This window comes from Chryseobacterium sp. UYP7, from assembly GCF_056279225.1.
This window is the reverse complement of record NZ_JBWBQW010000003.1, coordinates 78,572-103,676: the sequence shown is the minus strand read 5'-3', so window position 1 is coordinate 103,676 and position 25,105 is coordinate 78,572. Positions and strand designations below refer to the sequence as shown.

Genomic DNA, 25,105 nt, shown 5'->3' with positions numbered 1-25,105 from the left:
TAGTAGAAGATCAGTTCATAGCGCTGATCTTTTTTTAATACTTTAACTCAAATGTTCGCCGCCATCAACAGGTACAACGCAACCATTGATCCAAGCAGCTTCATCCTGGCAAAGCAAACTGACCACATTTGCCACATCTTCCGGCGTGGTTAATCTCTTAAATGGATTACGTTTTTTGGTGTGTTCTTTTATTTCGTCACTTCCCGGAATCATTTGTAGAGACCGAGTATCAGTCACGCCGGCTTGAATACAATTTGATCGTAAACCAAATGATGCAAATTCCAAAGCAATGTTTCTGGAAATTGCTTCCAAAGCAGCTTTTGCAGCGGAAACTGCGCCGTAGTTATTGATGGGTTTTGAACTTCCTTCACTGGTAAAAGCTAGAATTCTTGCATCGTCAGCAAACAGATTTTCATTGTGAATTAGCTTCGTCCAATCGTATAAACTTGTCGCCATCGCTTGGAGAGTGATCGCGAAATCATCGGTCGATAAACTTTCGTTTTCATTCCCGATCATTGGTTTTAAATTTCCTTTAGCAATGCTGTGTAAGAGACACCGAACCTTTCCGTCTGGACCTAAAGTGTTTTTTAGTTGTGATATTATATCTTGCTGTATGATAGGATTTAAGATATTAATATTTAAAGTTAAATATTGGATCTTTTCATTTTTAATAAAGGAAAATTCCTGGTTAATCGATTCCATTTCAGCACGTGAGTTTCGGTGAATAATGAAAATATTCATTCCTTCACTTGCTAATTTTTTTGCAGAAGCCAATCCTAATCCTGAACTTCCGCCCAGAATGACTGCCCAATAATTTGTATTGTCAAATCTTCTTACCATTGCAATAAAACCCGTTGTGCAGAAAATCCCGGTCCGAAACTTAGCATTAAGCCCTTCTCGCCTTTCTGCGGTTTTTGATCCATGATTTCTTCTAAAACGTAAAGAACGGTCGCACTCGACATGTTTCCGTACAATCTTAAAATTTCTTTCGTTGTATCAATATTCTTTCCCAATTCTGAAAACAAACCTTCTACCATTTGAACAATTTTTTTTCCACCTGGATGAAAAATAAGATAATCTACATCTTTAATTTCTAAATTTTGTTTGGCTAAAAACGGATGGATTATATTTGGAAAATGTTCTCCAATCGTATCTGGAACTTCAATATCTAAAATCATTTGCAACCCAGAGTTCGTTAATTTGAAACCCATCATGTGTTCGTTATCATAAAAATGATACATTTCTTCCGCCAAGATTTTTGGACCTTCTGCATTTTCTTCTGATGATAAAAGGACACACGCAGCGCCGTCGCCAAAGATTGCAGCGCTTACAATATTTGCCATGGAGAAATCCTCTAACTGAAAAGTAGCGGTCGGACTTTCAACTGCGATTACTGCAGCACGCTTTCCTGGATTTGCCTGAAGAAAGTTCTTGGCATAAATAATTCCGGAAACTCCGGCTGCGCAACCCATTTCGGTCACTGGTAATCTAACGATGTCTTGCCGTAAATTTAATTTATTGATCAAATAAGCATCAAGCGACGGAATCATAATCCCAGTGCAACTTACGGTGATAATATAATCTAAGGATTGCGGATCCCAATTGGCTTTTTTCAAAGATTTATCCAAAACCTGTTCGCCTAATAAAACGACTTCACGGGCGTAAATATCATTTTTATCTTCGAACGATGTTGCAGTGAAAACTTCAATTGGATCCATAATGGAATATCTTTCGTCAACCGCGGCACCTTCAAAAATCTTTTTGACTTTTCGGACAAATCGGCTGTCTTGATCAACCAACCATTGATCTAAAAAAGGTAGAACTTCTGAAGTTTTTCGGGAATATTTGGGCAGTTGCTTAGCAACGGTAACTATTTTTACACTCATTAATTAAATATGTTTAACCACGAAATCACAAGATTTTCGCAATGATCTTTGTGACTATGTGGTTTTAAAATTATCTTTTTGTCGATCTTTATTTTTCGATGATCCATTGGTATCGGAAGGCCCACTTCCAGCTAATGCTGAATTTTTTAAATCCTAAATCTTTGGAAAATCTCTTCAGATCTTCTCTCTTAAAACCTCGCAAAATGGAAATTAGACCGTCATGCGCGGTCATTTTTTCTAACCTAAAAATAAAAATTATTACCTGGAAAAGTCGGTAAGCAATTTTGCTTCTTTGCAGATCGTTCACCACAACTCCTTTGGTAACAAGACCATAAATAACTTTCATTATGTTGATGATCCCGTCATTTTTAAAGTGATGTAAAGTAAGCGTAATTAGGGCGATATCTATACTAATTTTTGAAAAATCGTATAAAAATATATCTTCTGCCAGGTAGGAAATATTTTCAAATTCTGCAGAACATTTTTCTGCGTGTCGAATCGTAGCTTCATTAGCATCAATTCCAATTAATTTGAAATTTAAATTATTATTTGTTCCATATTTAGAAAGCATTCGAAGCATATCGCCGCCACCGCATCCAAAATCGATGATCGTCACTAATTTATCTTTCGGAAAATCTTTAATTAAGGTTTTGACGCCATCTAAAGTCACTGAATTTCCACCAAGCAATTGATTTATTCGCGCAATATCGTCTAGGGCAGTTACCAATCCTTCGTTATCCATCGAAAAATCATCCATTGATTCTTCTAAATCTGTTCTGTAAGTTGTTTCTAAAGCCATTATTGATTGATGGTAATTTCCTTACCATGGGTTTTTCTTATAATTAAAGGGAGCAGAAAGGGAACGTAAGTAATTAAAGTGGTCAAAATTTCTGAAAGTTTTGAATGTTCAAAAGTACTACCTAAAATTCGGCCATACCGTAATCTTTTTTTGAAATTTTTATTCCATTTCAAAGAATAATTTTTTTCCATTTGTTCCCGTGAAATTTTATTGGATAAAAAATCTAAGGTTTGTTCCGAAGCTAGTTTAGCGCTGTGAATCGCCATTGCCATTCCGTTTCCACATAAAGGATGAATTAATCCGGCAGTGTCGCCCATCATTAAAATATGGTTTTCTACATTTTTTTTCTTCTCAAAACAAATCTGACTGATGGTCAAAGGTTTCTCAAATACAGAACTAGAATTTTCTAGAATATTTTTTAAATGTGGATTTTGCGAAACTATTTTTTCTTGAAATTCTTCAATATTTTTGTATTTCTTAAACGATTTAAAATTCGTTAAATAACAGATGTTGAGCAAATTGTTTTCGACTTTTGAAACGCCACAATAACCGCCTCTAAAATTATGCAAACCAACCACATCATTTTCAAATTCTCCTTCATAATGGGATTTCACCGCCAACCACGGAGATTTTTTCTCAAGAAAATTTCGCTTCATTTTAACATCTAAATTGGATCTTTTTCCAAATCCTCCCAAAACTACTTTCGAAGTCAAAGTTTTTCCTGACGCCAAATGAATTTCAAAGAAATCATCCTTAAAAATAACTTCATTTACTTGATCTTCGATGATTTCGCAATTTTGAGATAAGGCTTTTTGGTACAAAAATTCATCTAAAGTAAATCTGCTAATTCCAAAACCACCCAACGGAAGTTTAGTTTCGATTTTCCGTCCAGACTCGGAGGAAAATTGCAGTGTAGAAATGTGCGTTGGATTTAAAGATTCGATGTCCACATGCAACCAATCAAAATAGGGAAGGACTTCGTTGGAAATATATTCGCCGCAGACTTTATGTTTTGGATAAGAATTCTTCTCGATAACAATGACTTTACGACCCATTTTCGTGAGGTGTATCGCGCTTGTTAAACCTGCTAAACCTCCGCCAATGATGATGACTTCGGTATCGCAATTTGAATTCTTCAATTTTTTATTTAAATGTAGTTATTTTTGAATCATGATAGTTTACTATTAATTACAAAGTCACAAAAGTTTTGGTAGTTAAAATAAACCTTTTTAGAAAGAGTATAAAATTTTTTATTCTATTTAAGCCATTTCTGCTTTTCCAATATAGCGTGAATCGAATCATAAAACTTTAATAGACCAAGAGAACCTTTCTCGCCATAATCATAGATCATTTTTATTTTTCCGTTGTCATATATTATCTTTGTTTCAATTGCAGAACAGTCATAACAGTCAATGAAATATTTGTCTTTTAAATTTTTAAAATCAATCTTATTAAGATACAATGCTAGATTTTGAAAATCGTGTTTATTATTTCCGAAGAAATTACCTTCTAATTTTTTGTAAAATTTTGAATTTAAAATGATCGAATCTTTTTGTAAAGTCAACGTGTAGGAAACTCCAGGTGCATAACCTCCAAACTGGGTGAATATAATTTCTGAAATAATATTGTTACTTCTTTCATTTACAAATTCTGTAAGTTGATTATTTCTAACCATCAAGGCATCAAACTTCAGGATATTATTTAAGTCATCAAATCTTGGTTTGAAATTTAACACCTTAATCAAATTCTGACCTTTGTAATTTATAATTTTGGCAGCATAGATATCGTAAACTCTCTTCTTACCTGCATTTAAAATTTTATAGCCAGTCGAAGTGCTTAATAAAATTACACAATTTTTCGAGTCTTCATCAAAGAAAGGTTTTACAATTACTTGATTCAAACTTTCTTTTTGATATTCTAAGTTGACTAAATAATCCTGTTTTTCGTCACCATTCAGATCCCCTTTAAAAATACGTTTTAGATTTTCATTCTCAATTATTTTTCTGAAAGATTTTATAGAGTCAATGAAATTTTCACCATATAAAAAATTAGATCGTAATTGAAGAGCGTGGTAATTATCATCCGCATGAATGATTTCTAATATTTCCTTATCAGTAAGATCTTTTTTCCCGCACGATACAATTAGTAATATACCAAAAAATAGAAAAATATATTTCATCTTTTAAATTTCATATACGGAAAGATACAATTTATCACAAAATAAAAAACCTCGCGTTTCCGCAAGGTTCATTATAATTAAGTATTGTGTTATCATCAACAAATCAACACATCAAATCTTCTCATTCTTAATCTCCTCCACAATCTCCGGATTCAAAAGGGTAGAAGTATCACCGAAATTAGCAAAATCACCTTCCGCAATTTTACGCAAAATACGACGCATGATTTTTCCGGAACGGGTTTTCGGTAAGGCAGAAACAAACTGAATTTTATCCAGTTTCGCAATTGGCCCGATCGTATCGGAAATAACGCTGTTGATTTCTTTTCTCAAATTATCTTTATCACGTTGCTCGCCGCTATCTTTCAACATCACGAAACCATACAACGCACTACCTTTCACATCGTGTGGATAACCGACAATAGCGGATTCCGCCACGGCTGGATGTAAATTCACACTATCTTCAATCGGTGCTGTGCCCAAATTATGTCCGGAAACAATGATCACATCATCAACTCGTCCGGTGATTCTGTAATAGCCAACTTCATCTCTCAAAGCGCCATCTCCAGTAAAATATTTTCCAGGAAAAGCTGTGAAATACGTTTCTTTATATCTTTGATGATCACCCCAAATTGTTCTCGCAATTCCCGGCCATGGAAAACGGATACATAAATTTCCATCTACTTGATTTCCGGTAATTTCATTTCTTTTGTCATCCATCAAAACAGGCTGAATTCCCGGTAATGGCAAAGTCGCATAAGTTGGTTTTGTTGGCGTGATAAATGGCAATGGTGAAATCATTATTCCTCCAGTTTCTGTCTGCCACCAAGTATCGACAATCGGACATTTTTTCTTTCCGACGTGATCGTTGTACCAATGCCATGCTTCATCATTGATCGGTTCACCAACGGAACCAATCACTCTTAAACTAGACAAATCATGCTTTTCAACCCATTCGTAAGATTCTTTTGCCAAGGCACGAATCGCAGTCGGAGCCGTGTAGAATTGAGTCACTTTATGTTTTTCAATGACTTCCCAAAAACGATCCGGTTCTGGATAAGTTGGAACTCCTTCAAAAATGACGGTCGTCGCACCATTTGCAAGTGGGCCGTACAAAATATAAGAATGTCCCGTAATCCAACCGATATCTGCGGTACACCAATAAATGTCGTTCTCTTTATAATTGAAAACATTCTTAAAAGTGTAAGCCGTAAAAACCATGAAACCAGCAGTTGTGTGCAACATTCCTTTCGGTTTTCCAGTCGAGCCGGACGTATATAAAATAAACAACGGATCTTCCGCATCCATAATGACAGAAATAAAATCTGCCGGCGCTTTATCATAAAGGGGTGCTAACCAAAGGTCTCTTCCTTCCTTCATTTTCACTTCGCTGCCGGTTCTTTTTACCACTAAAACTTTTTCCACAGTCGGACATTTTTCGACGGCTTCATCAATAATTCCCTTCAAATCAATCGATTTTGAACCACGGAAACTTCCATCAGAACAAATGATCATTTTCGCACCACAATCGTTCACTCGAGATTCTACCGCTTGAGCCGAAAAACCTGCAAAAATAACAGAATGTATTGCGCCCAATCGTGCACAAGCCAGCATTGTTACTGCTAATTCCGGAATCATGGGCAAATAAATACAAACACGATCTCCTTTTTCTACGCCTTGATCACGCAGCACATTGCCCATTTTACACACACGATCGCGCAACTCTCGATACGAAATATGTTGCGCTTCTTCTTTCGGATCATTCGGTTCAAAAATAATCGCCGTTTTATCGCCACGCTCATTCAAATGCCGATCGATACAGTTTTTCGTAATATTCAGTTTGGCATTTTTAAACCACTCAATCTTCGCATTTTCCATATCGTAGGAAACCACTTTCGACCAGCGTTGGTACCATACAAAATTCTCATCAGCAACCTTATCCCAAAATTTCTTCGGGTTTTTAATCGATTTTTTGTACTGTTTGAAATAATCTGGCAAATCGTCTATCACGTAATTTTTCATAATATTTAATTTTTTTTAATTCTAATTTTAATTAGGAGCCAAGAACCTGCTATCCGCTCATACTCCTCACGCCAAGGCTTTGCCCAACGCTTGTTCCGGGGTAACCGCTTCTATCAGGGCTAGTTACGACCCTTTTTTTTATGCCAATTTTGGTTTAAATATAATTTCATTTTTTCATTCATAGATTCATAGGGCTACACCCTATGCTATTGATTTCGCCACTTCGTGGCTATATAACCTACGGAGTTTTAAGTTTTGCTGAGTGAAACGCCTTTGCGCCTTTAAAAGCAGCATCATAAGTATTGTATTTGTAAAGAAATTCTTCGCGTCTTTGCGTGAAAACTCCATTATTAATCACCCAACAATTTACAAATACTTCTTTTTATACTCATCCATTTTCGACTGCAATTCCTCCACAACACTTTCATCATCAATCGTCGACGGCATTTGATATTCCTTCCCATCCAACATCGTTCTAATCAATTTCCTCAATATTTTCCCTGAACGGGTTTTTGGTAAACGATTCACCACCAAAGCATTTTTCATACTTGCAACTGGTCCAATTTTTTCACGGATCAATACTACGAGTTCTTTTTCCAAAGTCTTCTGATCCACTTTCGAACCTGATTTTAAAACTGCAATCGCAAAAGGAATCTGTCCTTTCAAATCATCATCAATTCCGACCACGCAACATTCTGCAACTTCTTTATGAGCTGCCACAACTTCTTCCATTTCTGCGGTAGAAAGTCGATGTCCGGCAACATTGATCACATCGTCAACTCTGCCAGTCACGAAAACATAACCGTCTTCATCTTTAATTGCGCCGTCTCCCGAAAAATAATAGCCGGGAAATTTGGTTAAATATCCAAACTTAAAACGTTCCGGATCACCCCAAATTCCCATCATTGCTCCAGGTGCAAGCGGTAATTTAATCACCAAATAACCTTCGTGATGCGCTTCCAATTCATAACCTTCTTCACTGAAAATTTTAATATCATAACCCGGAATCGGTTTGCCAGCCGAGGCTCTTTTGATCTTAACGTCTTCAACTCCAGGCATTAATCCTAACATTGCCCAACCAGATTCAGTTTGCCACCAATGATCAATCGCGGGAACTCCAACAAATTCATCAAACCAATCGAGCGTTGCAACGTCACACCTCTCCCCTGCGAGAAATTGCGTTCTCAAAGAGGATAAATCATATTTCTTTACCAATTTTCCTTCCGGATCTTCTTTCTTAATCGCTCTAATTGCAGTTGGCGCTGTAAACATTGCCACCACTTTATGCTCTTCAATGACTCTCCAAAATGTTCCCGCATCCGGAGTTCCAATTGGTTTTCCTTCAAAAATAATAGTTGTATTTCTATTAATTAATGGGCCATAAACAGAATAACTGTGTCCAACTGCCCAACCAATATCGGAAGCCGCCCAAAAGGTTTCCCCTTCTTTAACACCGTAAATATTTTGCATTGAAAATTTCATCGCCACGGCGTGACCGCCATTATCGCGAACAACTCCTTTCGGTTTTCCGGTCGTTCCAGAAGTGTATAAAATATAGAGCGGATGCGTAGATTCTACAGAAACGCAATCGGTTGGTTCTGATTCAGTCATCAAATTTTCAAAATCGGTAAGCGAAGAATCATTTTTAAAATCAACCCGATTTCCAAGTAATTTTCTATCAAAAGCCACGATATGTTTTGGTTGATGTTCCGACATCGTAATCGCTTCTTTTACAAAAGGTAAATAAGGAATTCTCCGGGAAACTTCCATTCCAGAACTTGCCGTGATGATCGCTTTTGGATTACAGTCATCAATTCTAATCGCTAATTCTTGTGGTGCAAATCCGCCAAAAACTACGGAATGCGTAACGCCTAATCTTGCGCAAGCCAACAGCGCAAACACAGATTCTGGAATCATCGGCATATAAATAATGGCAGTATCACCTTTTTCTAAACCTAATTTTTTCAGTCCTCCAGCAAATTTTGAAACATGTTCTAAAACTTGGGTGTAAGTATATTTAAAAATCCTGTTCGTTACTGGTGAATCGTAGATGATCGCAGTTTGATCGCCAAATCCATCATTGACATGTTTGTCAACCGCGAGAAAACAAGTGTTCAATTCGCCGTCTGCAAACCAGGTTGGATAAGTTTCACCATCGTCGGTTAGAATATGTGTTGGCTTTTTAAACCACTCGATTTTATCTGCTTGTTCCGCCCAAAATTTTGCTTTGTGAGCGATACTTTCTTTGAACATTTCATTTGCTTTCATGATATTTAGGTTTTAGATACTGGGTTTCAGGTATTAGTCTAGAGTACGAAGCCCGAAATTTTAATTTAATGCTTATTGCAAATTACTTATTACTTATCAGCCAAAAGTTCTTCAACTCGTTCTGTCAATTTTTTAATGGAGTAGGGTTTGGTGATATAATCGTCTGCACCGAGATCGAGTCCTTTTTTAATATCGGCTTCTCCAGTTTTTGCGGAGAGAAGAATGATCTTGATTCCGGCCATATTTTTATCTTTTTTAATTTCTGTAAGCGTTGCGTATCCGTCAACGTTGGGCATCATAATGTCCAACAGAATCATATCCGGAGTTTCGGTTTTCAACAATTCTAAAACTTCGGAACCGTCTCTTGCGATAAATACTTCATAACCCGCTTTGCGAAAGGCATATTCCAAGGTCATGATTATCTTGTGTTCGTCGTCGGCGATTAATATTTTTTTCATTTTTCTATCTTTTTGCCGTAGGTTTCGCCTACGGTTATTGTTGTTAAACGCTCCGCGTTCGTGTTTTTTTGGGCGACCGCGAAGCGGTCGAATTTCTTTGCCGTATGTGAAACTTACGGAGAAGGTTTATAAAAAATATTTTTCATCAAATTCAATTTCATTTTCCAACAATAACCTCCGATATTCCGTTTCAAAATCTTCCTTTAAATGATGCTTTTTTTGATTTTTAATATAGTTAATGATCATTTCTTTACCTTTAGTGGACTTGGTAAATGCGCCATAACCTTCTTGCCATTCTTCAAAATCTGGAAATAATCCGCTTTGTTTCATCCAAAGATTGCTTGCAACTTTAATGTCTTTTACCAAGTTACTCAAACAAACCGTTGGATGTACATGAGTAAAAATATGTAAGTGATCTGGCATCCCATTGATTCTATATAATTTACATTTTTTGTTTTTAATAATTCCCCAAATATATTTATACAATTCTTCTTCGTGTTCAGAATTGATGGTTGGTTTTCTGTGTTTTGTAGAAAATACGATGTGGTAGTATATTTGGGTATATGTTGACATGTTTTTTTATTCTTACCGTAAGTTTCACATACGGTTATTGTTGTTGAACCCTTCGGGTTCATTATTCTTTTCGATCATTTTCCGTACGTTTCACATACGGTTATTGTTGTTGAACTCTTCGAGTTCTTTATTGTTTTCGATCATTTTCCGTACGTTTCACATACGGTTATTTCTGTTGAACTCTTCGAGTTCTTTATTGTTGCGTATTTCTTCATTAATTAATCTTCAATAATTATTTCTTCATTTTCTTTAGATTTAATTGTCGCCATATAAATCTCAAACGTTACCCCAATTTCTTTATTTTTCACCACAATATCGCCGCCATGTGCGATCATTATTTTTTTACAAATTGCTAAACCTAAGCCACTTCCTGTTGGTTTTTGCAAATTTTGATTTTTGGACTGATAGAACTTTTCAAAAACAAACTCCAGATCTTCTGTCGGAATTATTTTTCCGGTATTGAATATGGAAATTTTTAATTGATTTTCTTGATTTTGAAATTTCGTTTGAATCATTCCCTGCTCATTCGTGAATTTCAAGGCGTTTCCTAGAATATTTTGAAAAACCTGAATCATTCTCGGTTCGTCATATTCAAAAATTTCATGATCTAAAAGATTAACTTCTGAATGGTGCAGACTTCTCTGTTCGAAAAGATGAAGTAAAGGTTTCACCGATCTATGGAACGTTTGAATGATATTATTTTCTTGAATATTTAAAGGAATAATTCCGGTTTCCAGTTTATCCAGATAAAGAATGTCATTTATAATTTCACTTAAACGATCTGATTCGGAGATAATATTTTCGAGGAAATCCTTCTTTAATTCTGCCGGCATTTCTTCATCGTCGAGTAGAATTTCGCTCGTGGCACGAATTGCGGTAAGCGGGGTACGAAGTTCATGTGCGACACTGTCGAGGAAATCATCTTTCTGTTTGTCTTTTACGATCAGATTTTTATTGGCACTTTGCAGATCGTCAGAAAGCTTCAGTAACTGTGAAGATTGTTCGCTCAGTTGTTTGTTGATGGAAATATTTTCTTTTGATTCTTCCAAAATTTTCAAAACTTCAGGAAGCGAAATCTTATCTTCTTTGGTAACGCCTTCAATTAAAATTTTTGCTGAAGCTGTTCCGATTCTACCGCTCAATAGATTTTCTGAAAACTTGATGAAACGGGAATCTGCCGTGTCACTATCATCAGTAATTTTATATTTCAGATTAAAAATCTTTAGAGCTTGTTCAGTCTTTTTCTCCCCAAGAAATTTTACTAAAATCTTTTGGATATCAGAAACGTTTGCGGTTCCTTTCCAGATGTAGGCATTTTCGTGATTTTGAATGTAATCATTAATATCAACATACAATTCTGCGTAATTTCTTTCCCGATAATTAGAAACGGTGTTCGAAGAAATTAAGGCAAATAACCCAGCATTGACGAAAATACTCCAAAAGAAAATCTGGGGAATTGGCGACAGATATGGGATGCTAAAAAAATTAATAAAGCTGTTATCGTAGAAAACACTTTGCTTAAAACCGTCAGAAAAACTTGGCAATACCAATCCTAAATAACAGATTAATACTCCAGCTACAATTCCGAAAAGTGAACCTGCGTAAGTTCCTCGGCGCCAAAAAATTGCCCCAAAAAATGAAGGTCCTAACTGCGCGATTAATACAAAAGAAACCAAGCCGATACTGAATAAACTTTTTTCTAAGATCCAAAACTTGTAGAAGAGAAAGCTGATCAAAATTAAGATGAAAATACTTACTTTTCTAATGTTGACAATGCTTTTCGTATTATCTATATCGGATTTTGATTTAAAGCGATCTAACCATCCAAAAGGAATAATAATGTTGTTGGAAAGCATGATCGAAAGCGAAATACTTGAAATAATGATCATTGAGATACACGCGCTTAAACCTCCAAAAAAAACCATTGTTGAAATGAGTGTATTTCCTAATTTTTGCGGAATAAGAATGGAGTAAAATTCCGGATTCACATCTTGGCCAGCGAAAAGAATCTTTCCGCCCCAAGCAATTGGGAAAACGAAAAAATTAAATATTAACAGATATAAAGGGAACAACCAGATCGCCGTTTTGATATGCTTCTCTTTTCTGTTCTCAATAATCGCGGTGTGAAATTGTCTGGGCAAAAGAAAGATCGCCGACATTGAAAGCATCGACATTAAGAACCAGTTGAAACTTCCTTCTAAACCATTAAAAGTATTTTTGGTTGCAAAATCAGGAAGTTTTTCAGCTTGCTTGTAAATATCTTCAAAGCCATTAAAAACTCCATAAACCACAAAAATTCCGAGAATCATAAAAAATATCAGTTTCAGAAAACTTTCCAGCGCTACTGCAGAAATAATTCCGAGTCTTTTCTCTGAGGCATCAACGTATTTTGTTCCGTAATATGCGGAAAATAGTGCGATAATTAAAACCACATAAGTCGCCGAGTCATAAAAGACATTTGTGGACTGACCAGTTTCTGTGATCAAATGAAAAGTTTCTGAAATCGCCTTGATCTGCAAAGCGATATACGGAACAATAGCAATCATACAAACCAACGCAATTAAGGCACTTAGGGAGCGGCTGTTTCCATACCTCAAAGAAATAAAATCCGCAATGCTACTGATCTTATTCACCCTTGAAATCCGTATAATTTTAGAATTAATGTAAATCCAGGACGGAATAATAATGATGGGTCCAATGTAGATCGCCATGTATTCTAACCCTTGATTTGCTGCAACTCCAACACTTCCATAATACGTCCAGGCGGAACAATAAACAGCCAGAGATAGTGCGTAAACGTAAGGATTGTTCACCCAAAAGCTGCTTCTTTTCTTTTCAGCATAATAAGCAACAAAGAACAAAAGTCCGAGGTAGAGAACAACCAGCGCAAAAAGCAAATAACTATTCATTGAACTTTTTAAAAATGATGAAAGAACTTATTGAAGAAGCTGCCCAAACGAAAAAAATATAAGCGTAAATGACCGGCAAGCCGATGAATTTTTGCGAACTGTTAAACAACAGCAAAACCGGCGCATTGAATAAAATAAACAATGTTATACTCAAAATAACCAGTTTTTGTTGATGTCTTTTTTTCATATGTAGTTTCTATCAATTTTAAAAGTCATATGGAATCGTCAATCGCCATTTTGAATTTTTTAGAAATGTGTAATTGCCGATTTCATTTTTATAATTAAAAGGAACTAACGGGAAACGAATTTCCCGTTAGTTTAGTTGAAGATCTTTATCTACATATTTTCGTCAGAATATTCTCCTTTGAAAGAATACCATCCGAAAATTCCCAACCCACCGACGATGATCGGCAAGAGAATAAAGGTATAAATAATTGCCGGAATTAAATCTTCCGTTTTACCGGTTTTAAATTTCGGGATTGACTGTTCTTCCAGTAAATAATAGCCTGCAAAAAGAGCTACTAAGATCCATATAATTCCTAAAAACTTTTTTATCGTGTTCATAATTTTTAATTTATTGATTAATCGTGTGTCGTATTATGGCCGTTTTTCAAGTAAATAATACCAATGAGTAAACTTACCGCACCAATGATTATTGGATACCAAAGTCCTTCAAGGTAAGGTTTATCGAAGACGACGCCTAAACCTGCCGCTTCTGCAATTTTATTCGCCTGTTTCGCATTTAAAACTAAAGCCGTTGCAATTGCGGGTAACAATCCGCCGAAAATTCCATTTCCAATATGATAAGGCAACGACATTGAAGTGTAACGGATTCTTACCGGGAACATCTCTACCAGAAAGGCTGCGATCGGACCGTAAACCATCGTCACAAAAAATATCTGAACGAATATCCAAAATATTAATGTCCATTTTCCGCTGTCATTCACGGTTGCATCTATTTTTAGATCCATTTTTTTCTCGCCTTTATCATTCAGAACCGGCATATTATTGCTGTCTAATACAAATGTTCTGGTTTCTTTCCATGTGGTTCCATCTGTGAAAACCTTTGAAGTTACATAAACGCTGTCGTTGATACTTGCTGTCAAAACTTTGAGTTCTGAAGTCTTCACTGTTTGATCAGCAACTTCTGTTTTATTTTTGATATTGGTTACTTCGTACATCGTTTCATAAATAGGTCTGTAAGAAATAATAGCGATGAAGATCCCGATCATCATGATCCATTTTCTGCCAATTTTATCACTTAACCAACCAAAGAATAAAAAAAACGGTGTGGCGAAAGCAATTCCCCAAAGCATGATTGGTCCAACCTGATCGGTAAGTCCAAGAACTTTTTCCAGAAAACTCATTGCGTAAAATTGTCCGGTGTACCAAACAACTCCTTGTCCCATTACGGCTCCAAACAAAGCCAGCAATACAAATTTGAAGTTATATTTATTACCAAAAGATTCCTTAAGCGGATTTTTAGAAGTTTTACCTTCCTCTTTTGCTTTTGCAAAAACCGGTGATTCAGACATTTTTCTTCTGATGATAAAAGAAATAATGATCATAATAATTGAAACCCAGAACGGAACTCTCCATCCCCAATCCATGAACGCTTCTTTGGTCATAGAAGATTTTGTAAGCATGATCACAATTAAAGAGATAAAAAGACCTACAGTTGCCGTGGTTTGAATCCATGAAGTCATAAAACCTCTTTTTCCTTTTGGTGAATGTTCCGCCACATAAGTTGCAGCACCGCCATATTCTCCTCCTAAAGCGAGACCTTGTAACAATCTTAAAACTAAAATTAAAACGGGCGCCATAAAGCCGATCGTTTCATAAGACGGAATACATCCGATTAAAAAAGTAGCACCGCCCATTAAAACTAAGGTCAGCATAAAAGTAAATTTCCGACCGATGAGATCGCCGAGTCTTCCAAAAAATAATGCACCAAAAGGTCTTACCACAAACCCCGCAGCAAACGTAGCCAAGGTTGATAAAAATGCAGCAGTTTCATTTCCGGGTGGAAAAAATTTCATTGAAATAATGGTAGCCAAACTTCCGAAAATGTAGAAATCATACCACTCAATCATTGTTCCTACAGACGACGCAGTGATTACACTGAATATCGAAGACTTTTTTTGTACAGAATTATCCATATAAATTATTTATTAATTAGTTTTTTTATTTAAAAAGAATACATCACTCGAACCATTCCGCGAAAATTACCAACTTCTTTGATGTTGTTTTCCGCTCTTCCATTTGCATTCACGTCGCCCCATTTTGCAGCGGTATATTCAATTTCCGGAGAAATCGCAAATTTATTTTGTTTAAAATCAACTCTCGCTGAAGCGCGCCAAACATCATCTAAGATTCTGGTTCCGGAAGCGCCCCGAACGTAAAGGTTTTTGAATCCGGCATCAACACCAGAATTTTTAGTATAACCGAAGAAAACACCTGGAGCAATTTTCGGATTTGCACTTGCAATATCGATCCAGGCTGCAGAAGTTTTTGTTGGGTGGTAAGATTCCTGTCCGTTCGCTTCTGTGTATCCGGCAAAACCGCCGATCATGACTAAATGATGAAGATTTCCACCTGTAATGCCGTAAAATTTGGTAATTATTTTTTCATTCGCATATTTGAAATAGGCGAAGTACATGTCTGAATTTACTTTTTCATTAGAAACCAAACCTGCCGATTCGATCACCGGTTTCAAAGATTGATATTCCGCACCAACACCTGTCGTAATCGTTTTTGTTTTGTACTGTAATTGTCCGTGGAAAGTTGGGATTGCAGAATTGAAGGTCGCACTGTTGACAGAAGCTCCGGTTGCATTTGCGGTTTGAAACTCGCGGTCTTTGTAAGCGACAATACTTAAAGTTAATTCCGGAGTCAGTTTTTGCGCCACTTTAATTTGACCCGCCCAACCAAATGGATTAAATAAAATTCCGGTGTTGAAATTGGCAACGCCAGGGAAAACATCGGCAACAAACGAAGGGTACCATGTTTGTCCGAAAGTTACTGCGGTTTTCGGCCAGGTTAAAGTAGCAGTAGCATGACGAAGTCGCATCAATCCTGTACTTCCGCTTCCTCCTGAAGTTTTGTTCAGCTCTGTGTTACCAAAAAAGTCAGCTTCTATATTTCCGCTGGCTTTGGCGCCCCAAACATCAGGACCTTTAAATCGAATTCCAACTCTGGAAGTAATAGAGAGAAAGTTACTTGCGTCTGAAGCGTTGATGTCTTTTCCATTAGCATCTAACTTTTCGTCGAGCGGATAAAGATTTAAATTGAATTCCCGAGAATAGGCTGATTGTCGGCTATCGAAGTTATATTCTGTACGAACCCAGCCGTAAAAAGAAGCATCCCATTCTTTGGGCTTGTTTTTTTCCGCTTCTAACGCTTCGATTCTTTTTAAAAGATCTGCGTTAGTTGGAGTTTCCTGGGCAAATGCAAACTTCGAAAAGAAGAGGGAAGAAATAATTCCTAATAAAACAGTAGTTTTCTTCATGGATCAATAAGTTTTAGTTTATTTTTTTGTTGAAACGAAATTGAAACTAAAAATTTAATTGAAGAAATTTAATATATATCAGTGTAATGAGTATAGTTATTAGAAAATAATATTAAAATAAATAAGAAAAATACTATTTCATTTCTTGAATCTTTCCCATTTGATCATCATGTATTTATCTCCAAACTCTGTAATGACAAGGCCGGAACCTTTAAGATTATCTTCTTTGGACATGTATTCAATAAGCTCATTTTGTTTGAAAACTTTGTAAACCGGATGAAAATCTGAATGAGGTGGTCGCGTGATATTGTACTTTTTGATCCAGGAACTTACCGTGTTGTGTGAAACACCGATGATTCGTTCAATTTCCCGATAACTTAATCCTTCCAGATAAAGTTGAAGCGCTTTAGTCACGACATAATCATCGATTTGCTTGCCTAATTTTTTTACAGTGAAGTAGTACTTACAGTCTTTGCATAAAAACCTTTGTCGTTCGTTGATAATACCGCTTTTAACCACATTTTTCTGTTTACATTTCGGACAGGAATTTGGCATAACTATATCTTTTTAGCAAATATATAGTAAATTAGCAAAGTTTAAAAATTAATCTATATACTTTTTCCTAAATATTGTGACTTTTGAAATAAAATTCTATCTTTGCACCTAATGAAAAGAATATTTCCATTAGACGATTTACATAAAGGCAGCAATGCCAATAATTACGATATTTATTGATAACGAAGCCGTTTTGGCTTCGTTTTTTTTTATTTAAAAACTAAAATTATGCTTAGAACATCTGACCTATCCGTTGAGAAAATCCACAAACTGCTTCAGGAAGCCAACGAATTTTCAAAAGGCAAAGTCCTTAAAGCTAAAACTGAGATTTATGTTGCCAATCTTTTTTTTGAAGACAGCACGCGAACAAAAACGAGTTTTGATGTTGCTGAAAGAAAATTGGGATTAAATGTAGTTCCCTTTGATATCACTGCAAGCTCTGTAAATAAAGGAGAATCTTTATATGATACCGTTAAAACTTTAAAAAGTATCGGCATCGATCTTTGCGTAATTCGTCATAAAAAAGAAAAATTTTATGATGAATTCAAGGGAATTGATATTTCTATTATTAATGGTGGCGATGGAACAGGAAATCATCCTTCCCAAAACATGCTTGATCTAATGACGATTCAACAGGAATTTGGAAAATTTGAAGGCTTGAAAATAGGAATTGTTGGTGATGTAAAACACAGTAGAGTAGCGAACTCTAATGCAGAAGTGCTAAGAAAACTTGGTGCTAAAGTTTATTTCTCCGGACCTGAACAATGGTTCGATGAAGGAGCAATTATTAATGGAACCTATCTAGCCATCGACGATCTAGTGAAAGAAGTTGATGTTTTGATGTTATTAAGAATTCAGCACGAAAGACACGAAAATGATGAACAATTAAAATTGTCTCCTGAAAAATACCACCGCAAATTTGGCTTGACAAAGGAGCGTGAAAAAGCGATGAAAAAAAACGCGATAATTATGCATCCAGCTCCAATAAATAGAGGTGTTGAGATCAATGATGAATTGGTAGAATGCAAACGTTCCCGAATTTTCAAACAAATGGAAAACGGCGTTTTCGCCAGAATGGCCATTTTAAAAACAGCCTTGGAAGCAAAAGGTTTTGAGTTTGAATAAAATATAAAGAGCCAAGTAAAAAGTAAAAAGAGCCATGTAATTGTCAAAAAAATTGAAAGAGTTTTTGACGGAGTGGTGAAAAAGCAGAATAAAAGTAAAAATGAAAAAGAAATTAGTATTAGAATCCGGCGAAGTCTTCCGCGGCAAAGCTTTTGGAGCCGATCAGGACATTGAAGGCGAAGTCGTTTTCAGCACGGGAATGACTGGTTATCAGGAGTTGATTTCCGATCCTTCTTATTGCGGACAAATCGTTTGTATGACCTATCCGCTCATCGGAAATTATGGAATAAACCGCGACGATTACGAAAGTATCGAACCTGCCATTAAAGGTTTAATTGTAAAAGAAGTTTGTGATTTCCCCTCCAACTTCCGAACTCAAATGGATCTGGATGAATTTTTTCAAAAGAGAAATCTCTCCGGAATTTCTGGGATCGACACCAGAAGATTAACAAGAGTTCTCCGAAATTCAGGAGTTGTCAAGGGAAAAATCGTCTCTGAAGATGCAGACGAAAATTCAGTAATAGAAAGTTTAAAAGTGACCGATTTTCCAACAGACCAAGTCGCTCAAGTTTCTACAAAAAAGGCTTACGCAAGTCCGGGAAGAGGTTTGAAAGTTGTCTTGGTTGATTACGGTTCAAAATCAGGGATCTTACGCGAACTTACCCAACGAGATTGCGATGTAACCGTAGTTTCACAAGATACAACAGCTGAAGAAATATTGCTCATCAATCCAGACGGCGTCATGCTTTCCAATGGTCCAGGCGATCCTGAAGATGTAAAGGGAGCGATTGAAATGATTCAGAATATCTTAGGTAAAGTCCCGATTTTTGGAATTTGTTTAGGACATCAGTTGATTGGTTTAGCGTGTGGCGCAAAAACTTTTAAATTGAAATTCGGACATCGTGGAGGAAATCATCCTGTTTTAGATTTAGAGAAAAATAAAGTAGCGATTACTTCTCAAAATCACGGTTACGCCGTCGATCAGGACTCTTTAAATAATACCGATTTAGAAGAAACGCATATCGCTTTAAACGACCGAACAAACGAAGGTTTAAAACATAAAATTCATCCATGCTTTTCTGTACAATATCACCCGGAAGCCAGTCCAGGTCCGGAAGATGCAAACTATTTGTTTGATGAATTTATTGAGTTAATGGAGGAATTTAAATCTAAAAAAGTATTGAATTAAAGATGGCAAAACGTACAGACATAAAAACAATTTTAGTAATAGGAAGCGGTCCGATCATCATTGGACAAGCCGCTGAATTCGATTACGCCGGAACTCAAGCCTGTTTATCTTTAAGAGAAGAAGGTTACAAAGTAATCCTCATCAATTCAAATCCGGCAACCATCATGACCGATGTTGAAATTGCCGATAAAGTATATATAGAACCGATTTCTCTGGAGTTTGTAAGTCATATTATCCGAAAAGAACGTCCAGATGCGCTTTTGCCGACTCTCGGTGGACAAACAGGATTAAATATGGCGGTAGAATTACAGAATTCTGGAATTTTAGATGAATGTAAAGTGGAGGTTTTAGGAACCAAACTTTCAGCCATTAATCAAGCTGAAGACCGGGATTTATTCCGCAATTTAATGCACGAATTAAACGAACCAGTTCCAGATTCTGATATTGTAAATGATGTCGAAGGTGCTTTAAAATTCGCCGAAAAAATTGGCTTCCCGCTAATCGTTCGTCCAGCTTTTACGATGGGTGGAACAGGTGGTGGAATTGCACATACTATTGAAGAATTAAAAGAAATAACCAGTTTTGGATTGAAATACAGTCCGGTTCGCCAATGTTTGGTTGAAAGATCCATCGCTGGATATAAGGAAATCGAATACGAAGTAATGCGTGACAAAAACGACAACGCGATCGTGGTTTGTAATATGGAGAACATCGATCCGGTGGGAATTCACACTGGTGATTCGATTGTAGTTGCGCCTTCGCAAACGCTTTCTGACCGGGAATATCAGATGTTGCGAAACTCTTCCTTAAAGATTATTCGCGCTTTAGGAATCGAAGGCGGCTGTAATGTTCAGTTGGCTTTAGATCCGCATTCTTACAATTATTATATCATCGAAGTGAATCCAAGAGTTTCGCGTTCATCAGCTTTGGCGAGTAAAGCAACCGGTTATCCGATTGCGAAGATTGCTGCTAAAATCGCGGTTGGTTTGACCTTAGATGAAATCATGAATCCTGTGACTGGAAAGACGTACGCATGCTTCGAACCTGCTTTGGATTATGTCGTAACGAAATTTCCACGTTTCCCTTTCGATAAATTTGAAACTGCTGATAGAAGACTTTCAACTCAAATGAAAGCAACAGGAGAAGTGATGGCAATCGGACGTAATTTTGAGGAATCATTGCAGAAAGCCATCCGTTCTTTAGAAACTGGTTTAAGACATATTGGACTTAAATCAAAAGATGCCGCTGCTTTAACCGATGAAGAAATCGAAAGAAGAATCAGAGTTTGTGATGATGAACGTTTATTCATTATCGGTGATGCTTTAAGAAGAGGTTACGATTGGGAAAAAATAGTAGAGTGGAGTAAAATTGATAAATTCTTCATCTGGAAAATTAAAAAACTCATCGATTTTGAAAAAGTTATCGCTGAAAATAAATTTGATACAGAAACTTTATTGGAAGCTAAGAAATTAGGATTTTCAGATATGAGTATTGCCACATTATGGGATTCCACTCAAAAAGAAATTTTTGAATTCCGAAAAAATAATGGAGTAATGCCTGTTTATAAAATGGTCGATACTTGCGCTGCAGAATTTGAAAGTGAAACCCCTTATTTCTACGGAACGTACGAAGAAGAAAACGAAAGTGTTCCTTCTGATAAAGAAAAAATCATCGTTCTTGGTTCGGGTCCGATTCGAATTGGTCAAGGTGTAGAATTCGATTACGCCACGGTTCACTCGGTTTGGGCGATTAAAGAAATGGGTTACGAAGCGATTATCATTAATAATAACCCGGAAACAGTTTCTACAGATTTCTCGATTTCCGATAAATTATATTTCGAACCGATTACGGAAGAAGATGTAATGAACATCATCGAACTGGAAAAACCAAAAGGCGTCATCGTACAGTTTGGTGGACAAACAGCCATTAATTTAGCCGATAAATTAGCCGCTCACGGCGTTCAGATTTTAGGAACTTCTCTGGAAGATTTAGATCGTGCTGAAAATAGAAATAAATTTGAAGCCGCACTTCAGGAAATGGGAATTCCACAACCTTTAGGAAAAACCTGTTTTACGAAAGAAGAAGCGTTGGTTATCGCAAATGAAATCGGTTTCCCGGTTTTGGTTCGTCCGAGTTATGTCTTGGGTGGAAGAGCGATGGAAATCGTTTACGATGAAACGGAACTCGCACATTATATGACGAATGCGGTAAAGGAAAATTCAGAACATCCAATTCTGATTGACCGGTATTTAACCGGAAAGGAAGTTGAAGTTGATGCTATTTGTGATGGTGAAACAGTCGTGATTCCGGGAATTATGGAACATATCGAAAGAGCTGGAGTTCACTCCGGAGATTCGATCGCAGTTTATCCGCCTCAAAATATCAATGATGAGCAAATTGCCACTTTAGTTGATTACACTGAAAGACTGGCTAAAGGTCTGAATGTAATTGGATTAATGAACATTCAATATGTTTTGTATCAAGGTGGTGTTTACGTAATTGAGGTGAATCCAAGATCGAGTAGAACCGTTCCTTTCTTATCTAAAATCACCGAAATCCCGATGGCGAATTTAGCAACAAAAGTAATCCTTGGACAAAAGTTAAAAGATCTGGGTTACAAAAACGGTTTGGCTCCAGTAAAAGACGGAGTTTACGTAAAAGTTCCTGTCTTCTCTTTTTCAAAATTAACGAGAGTTGATATCTCGCTCGGACCAGAAATGAAATCAACTGGAGAAGTGATGGGGAAAGACACGACGTTGGAAAAAGCTTTGTATAAAGGATTGATTGGAGCGGGAAGAAAAATGCCATTGCACGGCGCGATCTTATTTACGGTTGCCGATAAACATAAAGAAGAAGCTTGTGAATTAGCGAGAAGATTTCAGGAAATTGGCTTTAAAATTTGGGCAACTGAAGGAACTGCTAATTACTTTACAGAACATGGCGTTCGTACCAAAGTAGGTTATAAAATCGAAGAAAACCCAGAAATAAATTTGATTGATTTAATTCAAACCGGGAAAGTTCAATACATTGTAAATACCATGACCAAAGGAAAGCAATCCGAAAGAGACGGTTTCCAAATCCGCCGAACTTCGGTAGAAAATGGCGTTCCTTGTTTGACATCAATGGATACGGTAGAAGCGATTTTAAAAGTGATTGAAAGTATGAGTTTTAAAATGGAGCCGATGTAGTTCTACTTTGTCAAAGCTTAATAACAATAGAAACCTTCAATACTTTTAAAAGTTTGAAGGTTTTTTTAATGTCTATTTTTACATATAATTTTTTAGCATACCAATATGAGTTTCCTCACCGCCGAATGGAATAATTTAGCCATGATCAATTACGTAGTCGATCCAAAAATTCTGGAGAAATATGTTCCACCCGGAACCGAACTTGATTTTTTTGAAGGCAAATGTTATGTCAGTTTTATTGGGTTTCTTTTCGAAAAGGTAAAAGTTTTGGGATTAAAAATTCCATTTCATACCGATTTTGAAGAAGTTAATCTCAGATTTTATGTCAGACGTTTTGAAAATCGAGTTTGGAAAAGAGGAGCTGTTTTCATTAGTGAAATTGTTCCAAAGTTTGCGATCTCATTTGTTGCAAATACTTTCTACAACGAACACTATGAAACTTTTCCCATGAAACATACTTTGAAAGTGAATGACAATTCAAGGGAATTCATCTATCAATGGAAAGTCAATAATAACTGGAATACGATTCATGTAGAAACTGATAAAGATCCGGTCGCAATTGAACCGAATTCAGAAGCTGAATTCATCACCGAACATTATTTCGGCTATAATAAAGTGAGTGAAAATAAAACGATTGAATATCAAGTCACGCATCCAAGATGGAAACAATATGAAGTGACGAACAATAATTCTGCGATAAATATTGAGGAAGTTTACGGAAAGGAATTCGCTTTTATAAAAGACTTAGAGCCAACTTCAGTCTTTCTGGCAATTGGTTCCGAAATAAGCATTGAAGATAAGCGGAAAATAAAAATTGTATGAGATTAACTATAAAATAGAGTAGTAGATTCCCAATTAATATTGCGCACAAAAAATATAATTTTTATCTTGTATCAAATTATTTAAATGGATTTTTGGGAGCGCCGCATTTATTACCTTCAACTTTTAGCGGAACATTTGCTTCTCTCTTTAGGTTCACTTTTGGCAGTAACTTTTCTTGGAATTCTAATTGGTATTTTTGTTTTCTATTCGTCTAAAAGCCGAAAAATTATTCTTCCGCTTATCAACTTTCTATACACGATTCCGTCCATTGCGATGTTTGGTTTGCTGATTCCGCTTGTTGGAATTGGATTAAAAAATGCCTTGATCGTATTAGTTATTTATGGTTTACTTCCTGTTGTTAGAAGCACTTACAGCGGTTTAAAAGAAGTGCCTTTTCAACTCGTGGAAGCTGCTGAAGGTTTAGGTTCAACACCATTTCAGGTTTTCGCAACTATTTATTTTCCGCTGGCTTTACCTTCTATTCTATCGGGTTTACGAATTACCGTTGTCATGATTGTGGCTTTAACTGGTTTAGCAGCTTTAATTGGTGCAGGCGGACTTGGACAAGCTATTTTCCGAGGTTTGAATACGATGAATACAGGTTTAATTGTCACTGGTTCCTTGGGAATTTCCCTCTTTGCGATTTTGGGTGATCAATGGATCGGGCAGTTTGAAAAAAACGAAAGTTTATTACGCGTCATTTCTAAAAATGCTACAAAGCGTCAGAAAAACAGAATTATTTTCCCAACAATTGGCGTTTTAATATTGTCGGTTGCAGCAATTATCTATCTCAATCCATTGAATTCAAATAATGATAAAACGATTGTCGTCGCTTCAAAACCTACAAGCGAACAATTTATTTTAGGAGAAATTATTGCGCAGGAAATTGAGAATAACACCGATATTAAAGTCGTCCGAAAATTCGGAATTGGTGGTGGAACTACGAATATTCATCCGGCAATGTTGTCCAAAGATTTAGATGTTTATGTGGAATATACGGGAACCGCATGGCTGAATGTTTTGCAGAAAGACCTGCCTGAAAATCATCTAATCAATTTCAAAGAATTAAATAAAACCTATGAAAACCAGTTCAAATTAAAATGGCTCGGACTTTTAGGTTTCAATAATACCTATGGATTGGCAATCAGTAAAAGTGATTCTCAGAAAAATAATATCCTTACTTATACAGAACTTGCTTTGAAAAGTAGCGGCTATACTTTTGGTGCAGAATTCGATTTTTTTGAAAGAAGCGATGCTTTTCCAGGCTTGAAAAATAGGTATCCTTTTCAGTTTAAAAAATTGGAAGAGATGGATATTAACCTTCGTTATAAAGCATTTGAGGAAGGTAAAATAAATGCAGTTGACGTTTTTACAACTGACGCACAAGTCAAAAATTTGAATTTAAAAGTTCTGAAAGACGATAAAAACTATTTTCCCAATTATGAAGCAGGAATAGTGATTCGTCAAGAAACTCTAGAAAAATATTCGGAAGTCCAAAAGCTACTTTCTGAATTACAAGGAAAAATTTCCACAGAAAAAATGCAGGAACTGAATTATGAAGTTGAAATTCAAAAGAAAAGTCCGGCACAGGTTGCAACTGATTTTCTTAAAACTTTAAAGAAGTAAG

General features: G+C 36.3%; 19 protein-coding genes. 5 read left to right on the top strand and 14 right to left on the bottom strand.

Annotated features, from left to right (window positions below):
- Positions 1–42: 42 nt before the first annotated feature.
- From ACZ9HT_RS08065 to ACZ9HT_RS08000, 14 genes are all read right to left on the bottom strand, one after another.
- Positions 43–840, bottom strand: coding sequence for an SDR family oxidoreductase (locus ACZ9HT_RS08065; protein ID WP_476039962.1), 798 nt, complete (start codon positions 838–840; stop codon positions 43–45).
- Positions 834–1,886 (bottom strand): type III polyketide synthase, encoded by a 1,053-nt coding sequence (locus ACZ9HT_RS08060; protein ID WP_476039961.1) that lies wholly within the window; start codon positions 1,884–1,886, stop codon positions 834–836. Before ACZ9HT_RS08060 ends, ACZ9HT_RS08065 begins: the two co-directional genes overlap by 7 nt.
- 88 nt (positions 1,887–1,974) lie before the next feature.
- The gene (locus ACZ9HT_RS08055) at positions 1,975–2,685 is read right to left on the bottom strand and encodes a methyltransferase domain-containing protein (protein ID WP_476039960.1); all 711 of its coding nucleotides are present in this window, start codon (positions 2,683–2,685) and stop codon (positions 1,975–1,977) included.
- A complete protein-coding gene (locus tag ACZ9HT_RS08050; protein ID WP_476039959.1) occupies positions 2,685–3,824 on the bottom strand; it encodes an NAD(P)/FAD-dependent oxidoreductase in 1,140 nt (379 codons plus the stop codon). The genes ACZ9HT_RS08055 and ACZ9HT_RS08050 overlap by 1 nt, the downstream gene beginning before the upstream one ends.
- Before the next feature lie 116 nt (positions 3,825–3,940).
- Positions 3,941–4,864, bottom strand: coding sequence for a DUF6438 domain-containing protein (locus ACZ9HT_RS08045; RefSeq protein ID WP_476039958.1), 924 nt, complete (start codon positions 4,862–4,864; stop codon positions 3,941–3,943).
- A gap of 111 nt (positions 4,865–4,975) precedes the next feature.
- On the bottom strand, positions 4,976–6,883 hold the full coding sequence (gene acs / locus ACZ9HT_RS08040) for an acetate--CoA ligase (protein WP_476039957.1): 1,908 nt from the start codon (positions 6,881–6,883) through the stop codon (positions 4,976–4,978).
- A 366-nt stretch (positions 6,884–7,249) separates the two neighbouring features.
- Complete coding sequence (locus ACZ9HT_RS08035) at positions 7,250–9,151, bottom strand: AMP-binding protein (RefSeq protein WP_476039956.1); 1,902 nt, start codon at positions 9,149–9,151, stop codon at positions 7,250–7,252.
- Between the two features lie 89 nt (positions 9,152–9,240).
- A complete protein-coding gene (locus ACZ9HT_RS08030; RefSeq protein ID WP_476039955.1) occupies positions 9,241–9,609 on the bottom strand; it encodes a response regulator transcription factor in 369 nt (122 codons plus the stop codon).
- Between the two features lie 126 nt (positions 9,610–9,735).
- Positions 9,736–10,182: an IS200/IS605 family transposase gene (tnpA, locus tag ACZ9HT_RS08025; RefSeq protein ID WP_476039954.1), complete on the bottom strand. Its 447-nt coding sequence runs from the start codon at positions 10,180–10,182 to the stop codon at positions 9,736–9,738.
- Positions 10,183–10,400: 218 nt separating this feature from the next.
- A complete protein-coding gene (locus ACZ9HT_RS08020) occupies positions 10,401–13,091 on the bottom strand; it encodes a sodium:solute symporter family transporter (RefSeq protein WP_476039953.1) in 2,691 nt (896 codons plus the stop codon).
- Between the two features lie 336 nt (positions 13,092–13,427).
- Positions 13,428–13,655, bottom strand: coding sequence for a DUF6814 family protein (locus tag ACZ9HT_RS08015; RefSeq protein WP_476039952.1), 228 nt, complete (start codon positions 13,653–13,655; stop codon positions 13,428–13,430).
- Between the two features lie 17 nt (positions 13,656–13,672).
- Positions 13,673–15,250 (bottom strand): MFS transporter, encoded by a 1,578-nt coding sequence (locus ACZ9HT_RS08010; RefSeq protein WP_476039951.1) that lies wholly within the window; start codon positions 15,248–15,250, stop codon positions 13,673–13,675.
- Between the two features lie 29 nt (positions 15,251–15,279).
- Positions 15,280–16,599 (bottom strand): hypothetical protein, encoded by a 1,320-nt coding sequence (locus ACZ9HT_RS08005; RefSeq protein WP_476039950.1) that lies wholly within the window; start codon positions 16,597–16,599, stop codon positions 15,280–15,282.
- 138 nt (positions 16,600–16,737) lie between these two features.
- Entirely contained in the window at positions 16,738–17,154 is a 417-nt protein-coding gene (locus ACZ9HT_RS08000; RefSeq protein WP_476039949.1) for a transposase, read from the bottom strand.
- A 228-nt stretch (positions 17,155–17,382) separates the two neighbouring features.
- Between ACZ9HT_RS08000 and ACZ9HT_RS07995 the strand changes: the two genes are divergently transcribed.
- From ACZ9HT_RS07995 to ACZ9HT_RS07975, 5 genes are all read left to right on the top strand, one after another.
- Positions 17,383–18,279 carry an aspartate carbamoyltransferase catalytic subunit gene (locus tag ACZ9HT_RS07995; protein WP_476039948.1) on the top strand — a complete coding sequence of 299 codons (897 nt, stop codon included), beginning with the start codon at positions 17,383–17,385 and terminating at the stop codon, positions 18,277–18,279.
- Between the two features lie 100 nt (positions 18,280–18,379).
- Positions 18,380–19,468 carry a carbamoyl phosphate synthase small subunit gene (locus tag ACZ9HT_RS07990; RefSeq protein ID WP_476039947.1) on the top strand — a complete coding sequence of 363 codons (1,089 nt, stop codon included), beginning with the start codon at positions 18,380–18,382 and terminating at the stop codon, positions 19,466–19,468.
- A 2-nt stretch (positions 19,469–19,470) separates the two neighbouring features.
- A complete protein-coding gene (gene carB, locus ACZ9HT_RS07985) occupies positions 19,471–22,656 on the top strand; it encodes a carbamoyl-phosphate synthase large subunit (protein ID WP_476039946.1) in 3,186 nt (1,061 codons plus the stop codon).
- A 105-nt stretch (positions 22,657–22,761) separates the two neighbouring features.
- A complete protein-coding gene (locus ACZ9HT_RS07980; RefSeq protein WP_476039945.1) occupies positions 22,762–23,478 on the top strand; it encodes a YqjF family protein in 717 nt (238 codons plus the stop codon).
- Positions 23,479–23,562: 84 nt separating this feature from the next.
- Positions 23,563–25,104 carry an ABC transporter permease/substrate-binding protein gene (locus ACZ9HT_RS07975; protein WP_476039944.1) on the top strand — a complete coding sequence of 514 codons (1,542 nt, stop codon included), beginning with the start codon at positions 23,563–23,565 and terminating at the stop codon, positions 25,102–25,104.
- Position 25,105: the final 1 nt, after the last annotated feature.